10 protein-coding genes are annotated in these 11,364 nt (G+C 42.8%); all 10 read right to left on the reverse strand.

The window, feature by feature from the left end:
- Window positions 1-143: 143 nt before the first annotated feature.
- Window positions 144-1,379 (reverse strand): ABC transporter permease, encoded by a 1,236-nt coding sequence (locus tag G5A70_RS05750; protein ID WP_173748718.1) that lies wholly within the window; start codon window positions 1,377-1,379, stop codon window positions 144-146.
- Window positions 1,366-2,253 (reverse strand): ABC transporter ATP-binding protein, encoded by an 888-nt coding sequence (locus tag G5A70_RS05755; protein WP_173748719.1) that lies wholly within the window; start codon window positions 2,251-2,253, stop codon window positions 1,366-1,368. The genes G5A70_RS05750 and G5A70_RS05755 overlap by 14 nt, the downstream gene beginning before the upstream one ends.
- Window positions 2,234-2,998 (reverse strand): hypothetical protein, encoded by a 765-nt coding sequence (locus tag G5A70_RS05760; protein ID WP_173748720.1) that lies wholly within the window; start codon window positions 2,996-2,998, stop codon window positions 2,234-2,236. The genes G5A70_RS05755 and G5A70_RS05760 overlap by 20 nt, the downstream gene beginning before the upstream one ends.
- On the reverse strand, window positions 2,995-3,525 hold the full coding sequence (locus G5A70_RS05765; RefSeq protein WP_173748721.1) for an RNA polymerase sigma factor: 531 nt from the start codon (window positions 3,523-3,525) through the stop codon (window positions 2,995-2,997). Before G5A70_RS05765 ends, G5A70_RS05760 begins: the two co-directional genes overlap by 4 nt.
- 171 nt (window positions 3,526-3,696) lie before the next feature.
- A complete protein-coding gene (locus G5A70_RS05770) occupies window positions 3,697-6,279 on the reverse strand; it encodes an FAD-dependent oxidoreductase (protein WP_173748722.1) in 2,583 nt (860 codons plus the stop codon).
- A gap of 1 nt (window position 6,280) precedes the next feature.
- Window positions 6,281-6,679 (reverse strand): DUF134 domain-containing protein, encoded by a 399-nt coding sequence (locus G5A70_RS05775; RefSeq protein WP_173748723.1) that lies wholly within the window; start codon window positions 6,677-6,679, stop codon window positions 6,281-6,283.
- A 92-nt stretch (window positions 6,680-6,771) separates the two neighbouring features.
- Window positions 6,772-7,665 carry a KilA-N domain-containing protein gene (locus G5A70_RS05780; protein WP_173748724.1) on the reverse strand — a complete coding sequence of 298 codons (894 nt, stop codon included), beginning with the start codon at window positions 7,663-7,665 and terminating at the stop codon, window positions 6,772-6,774.
- A 271-nt stretch (window positions 7,666-7,936) separates the two neighbouring features.
- Window positions 7,937-8,509 (reverse strand): type IV toxin-antitoxin system AbiEi family antitoxin domain-containing protein, encoded by a 573-nt coding sequence (locus G5A70_RS05785; RefSeq protein ID WP_173748725.1) that lies wholly within the window; start codon window positions 8,507-8,509, stop codon window positions 7,937-7,939.
- Between the two features lie 68 nt (window positions 8,510-8,577).
- The gene (locus G5A70_RS05790; RefSeq protein WP_173748726.1) at window positions 8,578-10,320 is read right to left on the reverse strand and encodes a S8 family peptidase; all 1,743 of its coding nucleotides are present in this window, start codon (window positions 10,318-10,320) and stop codon (window positions 8,578-8,580) included.
- Between the two features lie 214 nt (window positions 10,321-10,534).
- The gene (locus tag G5A70_RS05795) at window positions 10,535-11,257 is read right to left on the reverse strand and encodes a hypothetical protein (protein ID WP_173748727.1); all 723 of its coding nucleotides are present in this window, start codon (window positions 11,255-11,257) and stop codon (window positions 10,535-10,537) included.
- Between the last annotated feature and the right edge of the window lie 107 nt (window positions 11,258-11,364).

Here is an 11,364-nt window from a genome sequence, read left to right on the forward strand (position 1 = left end):
TTCTATTTGTTGATTATAGCGAAAATCCTGCAAAAAGACAACGGTTCTCTGCACTTAATATAACGCATTCTCCATGCAAAAGCATTTAAAAAACTTAAAATTTTCAAAGTTCTGCTTTTTGGTGTGGTGCTGCTTATCAGCCTCTATTCCCGGACTTCTTTTCTTCGATAAATCCTGTATACCACAGGCAGAAGTCCTGCACACAGCACACTGTAAAGTACCAGCAGCACAGGCAGGGCTCCTATTATTTTCCCGCCCAGAGAATACAGACTAAAATGGGAAATCACCAGTTCCACCTGCAGCAGCTGGTCTGGCAGAAGTCCCAGAATTTTATCTACAAAAGGAATCTGGGTTTCTGCCAGAAAAGAGGGCGCCAATATCAGCGCAAAGGGAACGATGACGGCTGCCGTGCCTGAATGACTCCATGACGAAATCAGCATGGTTAAAAGTGTGAAAAACAGACAGCCAATATATCCCCCAAGCAATATGTAAGCGTATTCCTGCCCTATAGTCATAGCATAAAAACTTTTCCATTTTCCAAACTGGGTCTGTATTACACATTGACTTCCCTGCAGTCCCAGACACCCCAATACAACCGCGCTGTAAAGAAGCATGATTCCCCAATAAACAAGTGTGGCAGTAAGCACTCCTGCCTTAATTTTCGCCAAAACCGCTTTTTTCCTCCCATGGTAAGAGGCAAAATAAACAGAAGCTGCACGATATCTCTTTTCGCAGGAAAAGATACCGGATACCAGGAAACCTACCGTAAGAACCACCAGCATACAAATCGTTGGAGACCAGGTAAACCATGCATCAAATCCATCCGAACTTTCGTAATACCACGGTGTCTCCAAACTCTTGTATTGGTTTACAAGAAACTCTTTTTCCGTTTTCGTAAACTGGTCTGCCCCTCCTCCTTCTTCTGCAAGCCAGGCTTTCAGATTTTCTGTCCTTTTCTTATAAAATTGCCCTGCCTCTTCTTCCGTCAACGTGTCTGCCCGGAAATAATCATATTCCTGAAATCCTGTAAATGCTTTATTTAACAACTCACGAATATCTGAAAATCCCTGTTTCCGACTAAAAGCCTGATCGTTCTCTTTTGTATTTTCGGACTTTGCCTGTGGGCTCTGGTTCACTTTATTATTTTCACGGATAACTTGTTGAAGCCGTTCTGTTGTCAGTGTTCCCTTCCACTTTTCCTTCTCTTTTTCCAGATGACGCGCTGCGGCAATTCCCTTTGTTCCTTCCCCTTCCGGATTTACATAAGACACTTCTCCCATTGCAAAATATATGATAAGGCACAATGCAAATCCCAGAAAAACAAGCGCTGCCTTACTGCTGCTTTTGGAAAAGATTTTCTTCATTTCATAAAATACCATGATTGTCACCCGCCTCTTCGCCAAAATAATATAAGAACGCATCTTCCAGGGACGGAACTGCCTCTTTTGCATACTCTGCCGGCTTTTCGCCTGCAATTACCCGCACCTGTACTCCCTGTGTATCTGCTTTCATATTGGAAATTTTATATTGTCGCGCCAGCAAAGGAACCGCTCTCTTCTCTACCAAACATTCCCAGACCTTCTGCTTCATAGATTCTGTTATCTGTTTTGGTGTTCCCTGGCGAACAATTTCTCCCTCATTCATCAGCCAGATGTCATTGGCTATATACTCCACATCAGACACAATATGGGTGGAGAGAAGCACCAGTCTGTCTTCTGAAAATTCACTGATGAGGTTGCGAAAACGGATACGTTCATTGGGGTCCAGACCTGCTGTGGGCTCGTCCAGAATCAGGATTTTAGGGTGGTTCATCATAGCCTGGGCAATTCCTGCCCTTCGCTTCATGCCGCCGGAAAGTTTTTTCATTTTTCTGCCTGCATATTTTTCAAGCCCCACGGCAGCAAGCAATTCCTTTGTCCGTTTCTTTGCCACAGCCGGGGGAAGCCCTTTGATTGACGCAATGTACAGCAGATAATCCCGCACGGTGAATTCCGGGTAAAAGCCAAAATCCTGGGGCAGATATCCCAAAAGTTTCCTGTATTCTCCTTCCATTTTAAAGATATCTCTTCCGTCACACAAAATGTTTCCTTCCGTAGGGGTGAGCAGGGTACACAACATACGCATAAATGTGGTTTTCCCCGCACCATTTTTCCCCAACAGCCCATAAACGCCTCTTGTCATAGACAAATTCAGCTGTTTTACCGCAGTAAAATCCCCAAATTTTTTTGTCAAATTATTCATTTCCAATTCCATTCCAGTTTTCCTCCCAAATCTTCCGGCTTCCCGCCAGCAAATGTTTTACAAGCAAGCAAAGAGCAATCACTGCCATGCCAAACAGCCCACACCAGATTGGCATGGTAATGGCCTGATAAAGTCTCTCGTTTATCACTATGCTCCACCATAAAATACTCCACGCAATACAGCCGCCTATGGCTGCAAGTTCATTCCACCCATGTCTGCCGGATAAAATTCCAAAGCAAATACACGCTGCCACCACCATGGGAAATAAAAATTGTGTCAGCAGTTCTGCCATGGCTATCTGCAGACTAAAGGACGACACCAGACAAAAAACAGTGAGTAAAAACACGTCTGTCATCCCAAACAGCAGCAATCTTGCCGCATAAATCTGGCGAAGGGAATAATAAGCGGCCGCCTCAATTTCCATGGAATTACAGTTTCTATTCTTCCACAACTCAGGAATCAGCAAAATCACAAACAAAGCCCCCGCCACTCCCATACTTCGCTGTACGTAGAACGGCTCTCTTGTACAGGAAAGAAAACTCCACAGACTTATCAGAAGCAGGGCCTGTAACATCCACCATCGTTTTCGGATATATCCAAGCTGGGTATATAGAAATTCTGTTCCCGATAAAATCCGCTTCTGTTCTTCTGCATAAAAAACCTTTTTGCTCTGCTCTATGGTTCTTTTCCTACAGATTTCCCGGGCTTGTATGCTCCTGCTTTCTTTATAAAGGCGCAGTTCTTCTTCCAGTTTCATGTTAAATTCCCTCCTTCCAGCAATAGTGCCAACTGCTCTTTTGCCCTTTTTATCCTGTATTTTGCAAGAGGCAGACCAATTTGCAGCACCTTTGCAATCTCCCTCAGTTTTAACTCCTGAAAATAATACAAAATCAACACCTCCCGCAATTCTTCCGGCAATTTTCTAAGAGCCTGCTCCATATCCAGTCTCTCTGCCACTTTCTCCAACTTTCCGTTCTCTTCTTTTTCCTGTTCAAATACCTGCTGTTCCATGGGAATTTCCCGACTCTTTCGGTAAAAATCCCGGCACAGATTCCCTGCAATGGTGTAGAGATAATTTTTTGTTTTCCCCTGGTATTCATAAGCTGCAAGCCCTGCAAAAAATCGTACAAAAACTTCCTGTGTGAAATCTTCCCCATACTGTGCATCCTGACAATGATATGTACAGTATTTTAAAATTTCGTCATAGTATTTGCGCACAAAATGTTCCATGGCCTCTTCCCTGCCCTGCTTCATTCTCCGTATCAGTATAAAATCAGAATCCACAGTTTCCTCCTTCCTCCCTTTCAAAGTCAAACGCCTGTCCTTCTATTATATATAACGCAGCAAACAGAAAAAAGGATAGTCTGCATGAAAAAAAAGAGCTATCACACACCTATTGGTATGTCACAACTCTTTTTTTCTGCGAACAAAGCTTCCTCAATCCTGCATATTTCTTTAGCAGGTCGCTCCGCCCACTAAATGTTTCTCACCCTTAATATTTTCTTCTTTTCTGCTCAGTAAATCATCTGCCATGAGCTGTTCCTGTACATTTTCAAATCCCAGTCTTGCCACGGTATCTGCAAAACGCTCTCCTGTAATTCCTTGCTCTCTGAACAGCAGAATTGCTTTTTCCACAATGGAAAGTACCTCTTCTTTCTCCGTAAACACCTTATCCAGATAACGTCCCTGTGCCACCTTTTTGCCCCAGCGTCCGCCAATGTAGATACGGTATCCATTGGTATAGTTTTCAAAGGCCTTAAACGGACATTTGCCAATGCAGCGACCGCAATGGTTGCACTCATTGTCCGGAATCATAATCTTTCCTTCCACAACCTTTGCCGCCTTAATCGGACAATTTTTTTCAATGCGGCAGACTTTACAGCCACGGCATTTTTCCATATCCACCATAGGAACTCTCTGTCCGATAATACCCAGGTCATTTAAATCCGGTTTCACACAGTTATTCGGACATCCGCCCACTGCAATTTTAAACTTGTGCGGAAGCTTCACTGCGGAATATCCGTGGTAAAATCTTTCATGAATCTCTTCAGACAGCCCAAATGTATCAATGAGTCCATACTGACAGGTGGTTCCCTTACAGGATACTACCGGACGAACCTTGGAGCCAGTGCCCCCTGTTTCCAAACCCGCCTGCATAAGATATTCACGAAGAGGTTCAATATTAGCAAAAGATACCCCCTGAATTTCCATGGTCATACGAGAGGTCATAGTCACCTCACCGCTTCCGAAAAGTTCAGCCGCTTCTGCAATCGTCCGTGCTTCCTCGGCTGTAATCTTTCCGTTTCTGGTAATCACACGGCCGTTAAACTTATCCAGGGTATTTTTGTCTTTTAAAAATCCAAGAGCTTTTACCCGTTTCTCTTCTTCCAGTGATACGGCCCCTTCTGGATTTTCTACTTTTACATCGTTAAAGAACGTTGCCCCTTCCAGAACCACAGTATTTTTATATCCATAGAAACGCATACGGTTCTGCAGGAAATAGGCACGTTTTCCTTTCGCACATACCAAAAGCAGTTTTTCTTCTTTATCCAGCCCTTCGATTTCTCCCTGCACCGCAGAAAGGTCTACATAACGGGCTCCATGAATGGACGGCGCCAGACCTGCATCAATAACCTTATAGCCTTTTGCCTTGCCTGCCGCATATTCCGCCGGAGTCATGCTCACCAGTGCTCCGTTTATCTTGTTGAGCAGCACATGTACCGCCTGTACAAAAGGATGAATGGCAGTGGAAAATGGCGGTGCATAAGCAAAGTCTGCATTTTCAAAATCTTCCAGAACAGCACCCATATTCAGCCCCATAACGGCAATATCCACCATCTTGTCTACTGCACCGGTTCCCAGAACCTGTACCCCCAGCAGTTTATGTGTCTCTTTTTCTGCAATCAGTTTGGTAATAAAGAAGCCTGCTCCCGGATAATAGTGTGCCTTGTCATCTGTAGGTACCAGAACCGTTACAACCTCATATCCTGCTGCCTCTGCCTGCTGCTGTGTAAGACCTGTGCGTCCCACATGCAGACCCGGAAGTTTTACGACACCGGTTCCCAATACACCAGGATAAGTTTTCCTTGTTCCGGTCAGTATCTGCGCCAGGGTTCGGCCTTCCATATTTGCGGAAGAGCCCATTGGCGACCACTGCGGCTTTCCGGTAATGCGGTTTGTCACCATGACACAGTCTCCTGCTGCATAAACATCTTCCAGACTGGTTTTCATCGTATTATCAACCAGAATCGTTCCCTTAGACATTTCCAGACCGCTGCTCTGCAGAAATTCTGTATTGGGACGAATACCGGCTGCTGTAATCAGAAGTTCACAGCCCAAAAATCCAGCAGAAGTTTTCAGTCCGGTCACTTTTCCGCTTCCAACCACCTCTTCTGCTTTTGTACCTGTAAGAACACGGATACCCTCTTTCAACAGATGTTTTTTCACATAAGCAGCCATTTCCTCATCCAAAATATTGGGAAGAAGCTGGGAAGCAAAATCCAGGACCGTAACCTGCACGCCTTTGTTCTTCAGATTTTCTGCTGCTTCCAGCCCTATAAATCCAGCTCCGATAACAACGGCCTTCTTCACCTGGTTTTCTTCCATATAAGAACGAATAGCCGCTGCATCATCCGGGGTACGCATTTTAAATACACCCTGCTGTGCCATACCTGGAATGAGCAGTTCTGCCGGAGATGCTCCTACAGCCAGAACCAGCTTGTCATAAGTACAGACTTCTTCTTCTCCTGTAAACAAATCCTTTACTGTCACCTGCTTTTTATCCGCGTCCAGAGATATAGCCTCTTTTCCGGTTCTTACCTCCACTCCCGTCAGCTCTGCATATTTTTCAGGAGTGTTTATAATCAATGCCTCACGATTTTCAACCAGACCGCCTACATAATAAGGAAGCCCACACCCAGCGTAAGAAATGTTTCTTTCTCTGGTGATTACTGTGATTTCCGTACTTCTGTCTTCTCGTTTCAGTTTGGCTGCTGTCTTGGTTCCTGCAGCAACGCCTCCTATAATTAGTACTTTCATTCTATTTCTCCTGTTCTTTCTCAACTGGTGCTTTGTTTTGCTGGTTATCCATTTCTTTTGGCTGCTGTCTATGACAGCAGTGCTCCATATCTGCACATTCCGGCCTCACCTTTTCGCATACAGCCACATCTCCTCCGCTTATGGTTAGACTTCGCCCATTCACCATAGCATCTGCTATTTTCTGTCGGGCGTTGTCATAAATCCTCGTTACCGTTGGTCTGGAAATGTCCATTTTCACTGCACATTCTTCCTGTGTCATTTTCAGAAAGTCCAGAACACGAATCACTTCATATTCATCGTATGTAAGATTGACACTCCCATTTGCGGTACAGCCCTGCGGTGAAAAACTGGTGACTTTCGGTTTTGAGCAGATACATCTGCGTTTCTGCGGCCGTGCCATATATCCCCTTTCCTCAAATAGATAAAAGATAGTGATTTCTATTTTTTCGCTTTCAGAATACCACCGTTATGAACATATGTCAATATTTTTTTTCAAATTGGAAAACTATCCCTCAAACACAGCGCCTCCGAGGATGTCAAGTCATTGTCACAAATTTCTATCATTTTTATCTGCTCAGCAGTATTTAATATATTCAATTGATATTCCGCAATTTCTTTCAGTACTTCAAACCGTTCTTCCTTCTTCTTCCCTTCTCGTATCATTTGGGCATTGTGCGTTTCTAAATTAGAAATTACTGTTAGTTCATTAATTGTTGCAAAATCTCTGACATTATTTTTCTTGGCAAGTTCTGGATTCTTTTCTCTCCAAGCTTTTGCTGTAAACCCAAACAAAGCGACATTCACTATGTCTGCTTCTTCCGCATATGCAATCCATTTTGAATCTTTTTTAAAATCTCTCTGAGGCAGGATATAGTTCTTCACTGCATCTGTCTGAATCAAATAATTACTTTTACTAAGAAAACGTTTTGCATTCCATTCTATTTGTCTTGCGTTATTTTCTTCTTCCTTCAAACGTTGGAATTCTTTTATCAGATATAATTTAAAAACCGGGCTAATTGCAGACGCAAATTCAAAAGCTACGTCTTTATGAGCGTAGGTTCCTCCATATTTTCCACGCTTTACATAAAGACCAACGGCATTTGTTTTCTGAATCCATTCAGAAACACTTGGTGTAAATGTTAATAAACCCGCTTGCTTTTTAAAGTGTTCAGATTCGAACACTTTAAATGCTGGATTGTATATTTGTTCCCATACAGATAAATACTCTAACGTTCCACGATTTCTTAACCAATTTCTCACTACATCAGCCGCTCTAGAGGAATTTGATTTTACTTTAGCAATATCTGTAATGCAAATATAATCATCTAATTCTTCTTTTGAAATAGTAATTTTTACGTTTTGAACATCTATGATTCTATTCTTCATTCTTTATCTCCATTTTTTATACACACAGCAAAACAGCCTCCGAAATAACGCCTGCAACCAAACCAACCAGAATTCTACCTAAAACGGTACAAAATACAATTCCCATTATTGGATGTCTCTCCTCCCCTCCTTTCAGTTTACCGTAAATTTTTTGTTCCCATTCACTTTCTTTATCCTAAAATATATCCATGAACTGCAATTTTGATTTTCCTGTGAAGTTTTTACTTCTATCAGTATGCCATTATATATGTACTCCATCGTATATCCCTTTTTACAATCCTCGTTTTATCTGTAGTACTTCTGCATATTTCAATAAACGATCATACAAATATTTATTTTCCTTTATACTATTTACTATCTCTATTTCCGTTTTTCCCCCTAAACGATACAGATCACAAACAGAGCGCTCAATATTATAAATATTATAACTGCCGAATTCCGTCTTTTGTTTTCTTATTCCAAAGTTAAAATTACTGTTTGAAAAATAATGTCTTTGTACCGTAAAATCCATTTTCATCATACTGCGATCTGTTCTTTCTGTTGCAACTGATAAATAATCCGGCTCATGTGCCAGTACACCTTGATAGTAAAGTGCACTGTCCATACAAATAACCGCACGAGGATTGCTCAGACACACTTCAATGCATTTATAATCTAACGGTTTCCTGCATTGTTTCCCCACAAGCCAGTAATGTCCATAACATACTTTTTGTAAATACCCTTCTTCCACTAAAACAGAAATCTGACGATTCGTGAATCCTTCTGCCAGAAGTTCTTTCGTTCCTACATAGCCACTGTATTTGTTATATAAAGTTTCAAGTTTAATGTACGTATTCCTTCTCATATCTTCTCCATTTGCATTTCTTATCACACATATTATTGCATTTTTTATTACACACGTCAATAGGGTTTTCAAATTGGAAAACTATCCCTCAAACACAGCGCCCCAAACCCCAGCTGATTATTGGGATACTCCCCGCCCAAAAGAGGCCTGGCTCCTCTTCTTAAATACGCCTTTACCTTCTGCCCATACAAAAACAAGTCCTCGCCTCTTACAATCCCCCACTCCATCATAAGTGCCGCTGCCCCTGTGACAAACGGCGTGGCAAAAGAAGTTCCCGTGCGGCTTTCATATCCGTCCCCTGGGGCAGCTGTGGTAATTCCCACTCCCGGCGCGGCTAAATCCGGCTTAATTTCGTTGGTCACTCTGGTATATCCTCTCCCGGAAAAATCTGCGTAAGCCAGATACCGGGAGTCATAGGCGCCTACGGAAATCACTCTCTGGGCCGTAGAGGGAATGGTCTGTGTTGTCTGCGGTGTAGGCTGCAGAAAATGGGTATCTTCATTTAATACACCGCCCCCCGGCATCCACAAATCATACCTGCCATCCACAATCTTCCCTGGAATCAGCCGGATTTTCCACGTTCCGCTGTCAATATATTCGCTGCGAGGCAGCATTTCCACATAGATTTCCTGTGCCAGACTATAAGGCGCCGGTTCTCCGTAATACAGCAAAAGTTCTGTATTTCCCACAGTAAAGCGCTGCGGTCCCAAAATCTCCTGAAATGGCCCCACCCGCTGTCCTCCGGGTAGCAGCAGCTCCATTGTCATTTCATCCACATACTGCTTCCATATCTGCACATTCAGACCAGGCTCATACGCCCCCACATTAAAAGAAATTTCCGTAACTTCTCCCGCCAATACGGTTCCAGAAGTATGAAGCGCCCGGTTTCCCTCGTTCCCCATTCCCACACAGATAACACTTCGTCCCGTAAGCGCTGCATTATCAAGATAAGTTTCCAAAAGAGATTCTCCACTGTGAGAGCCATAATTATTTCCAAAACTCAAATTCAGCGCCAGCGGTATTCCCCGGTCTGCGGCCAGACGAATGGCATAATCAATGCCCTGCAAAAGTTCTGTAGTCCTCGGAAATCCGCCTTCCCTTGGGGCGCCTAACTTTACAACAAGCAATTCACTTTCATAAGCCACACCCCGGTATATCCCGTCAGAGGCTCTTCCATTTCCGGCAGCAATTCCCATGACTCCGGTTCCATGTCCGCTCAAATCCCTGCTTGGCACTATCTTCTCTCTTTCAGCTCGGCTTCCTGCCTGCAGAGCCTCATTGATTTCCTCCTGTGTGTACTCCGTTCCCAGGGAATAGCCTTTCGGCGGTCTGCCTGCTATACTCTGGTCCCAGAGCCTCCATATCCGGGTACTGCCGTCCGGATTCCGAAAATCCGGATGTGTATAATCAATGCCCGAATCTACACACGCTACCAAAATTCCTTTCCCTGTCAGTGCTTCCCCCAAAGGAGAAAAACGACTTTGCACTGCCGTCATACAGGACGCACTTTTCCCCTGATTGACAGCAAAAAAAAGCCTTTTCGGCTTTTCCACATATTCTATGCCGGGAAGTCTGGAAAGACTTTCGATTTTACTCTCTGCAAGAGTAATCACGGCGAAGCCATTTAAAAGTTCTGCCCGTGCCACCTCTTCTCCAATGATTTGCGAAAGATTTCCTGTATATTTAATAATTAAGTCCCATGTCCGCTCCACTTCATTATACCCGATACCCAGTTCCGGTGACTTTTCCAGTTCCTCCGGCGTTGCATCCAAGGCCAGGTTCAAAAGATTCTCCAGCTTTTGATTCTTCATGCTGCACTTCCTGCATTTTCTTTCAGTTTACTCCCAACGGGCTGAAAATATATCTCTTTTGCAGAATAAAATTTTGTCAGTTTTCTCACCTAATCAGGAATTCTATACGGAAGAAAGAAAAACTTAAACACATACCAAATAAAGTTGGTACTGCAGTAATCCCCAGCACCAACTTTATCTACAATTTTTTTATAATATTTACCAATTCCCTACCCTAACAAACAGCTTCTTTTACCATCTTTAAATAAATTCGACAGTTCTGATGATTAAAATCATATTGCAATGCCTTTTTAAATTGCACGGCTGCCTCTTCCTTATTTCCCATTCCAACATTGGCAAGTCCCATCAAGTAATGACAATGTGCCCTATTCTTTTGATTCATGTCATCCTCAAAAATCAAAAAATCAGGCAAGGATACAGCAAAGTAATCATTTTTCATTTTATCATATAAATGTTTCTCACCGTAATCCATAAGTTTATTAAAGCATACGCAGGCAGCATTTGTATTTCCAAGTTTCCGATTCGCAAGTCCTTTATAAAGAATCATATCTGCCGGCTGGTCATAATAACACATAGCTCCTGCCGGTTCATCAACTCCAAGTTCTGCATTTTTGAAACATTCTTCAGACCTTTCTGCCTCTCCAAGTTCTGCTTCTACAACTCCAAGATAATAATAAATATTGTTATCCTTGATTCCTTCCAATCTTCCTTCGCCTAAATCTACGGGGTACAATAAAGCTTTTTCCAACAGTTCTTTTGCCGCTTTAAAATTTTTCTTTACAATCTCTTCCTTCGCCATCTCAGTCAAAGCAATTTTATACTGTCCTGAGATTCGTCCTTCTGCACCTTCCCATGCACGGAATCTATGATTCATAATGGTATCATAAGCTTTCTGATGCATGCCTAAAAGATTATACAAAGTAACATATTCCAACATAACATCGTCACGCTCTGCAAGAATATCCTTATGTGCTTCATAATTTTGTAATCTAGTACAACGAATAATAAATAATTGCTATATTAAACAGAGGCCGCTTCATCTTC

It is taken from the genome of Blautia hansenii (genome assembly GCF_013304445.1).
Taxonomy (GTDB): Bacteria; Bacillota; Clostridia; order Lachnospirales; family Lachnospiraceae; genus Blautia.

Coding starts and splice junctions, on each gene's coding strand:
- G5A70_RS05790 (WP_173748726.1), bottom strand. CDS start 10,320: ATGAAGAATCAAAAGCTGGAGAATCTTTTGAACCTGGCCTTGGATGCA.
- G5A70_RS05750 (WP_173748718.1), bottom strand. CDS start 1,379: ATGGTATTTTATGAAATGAAGAAAATCTTTTCCAAAAGCAGCAGTAAG.
- G5A70_RS05760 (WP_173748720.1), bottom strand. CDS start 2,998: ATGAAACTGGAAGAAGAACTGCGCCTTTATAAAGAAAGCAGGAGCATA.
- G5A70_RS05785 (WP_173748725.1), bottom strand. CDS start 8,509: ATGAGAAGGAATACGTACATTAAACTTGAAACTTTATATAACAAATAC.
- G5A70_RS05795 (WP_173748727.1), bottom strand. CDS start 11,257: ATGTTGGAATATGTTACTTTGTATAATCTTTTAGGCATGCATCAGAAA.
- G5A70_RS05770 (WP_173748722.1), bottom strand. CDS start 6,279: ATGAAAGTACTAATTATAGGAGGCGTTGCTGCAGGAACCAAGACAGCA.
- G5A70_RS05775 (WP_173748723.1), bottom strand. CDS start 6,679: ATGGCACGGCCGCAGAAACGCAGATGTATCTGCTCAAAACCGAAAGTC.
- G5A70_RS05755 (WP_173748719.1), bottom strand. CDS start 2,253: ATGGAATTGGAAATGAATAATTTGACAAAAAAATTTGGGGATTTTACT.
- G5A70_RS05780 (WP_173748724.1), bottom strand. CDS start 7,665: ATGAAGAATAGAATCATAGATGTTCAAAACGTAAAAATTACTATTTCA.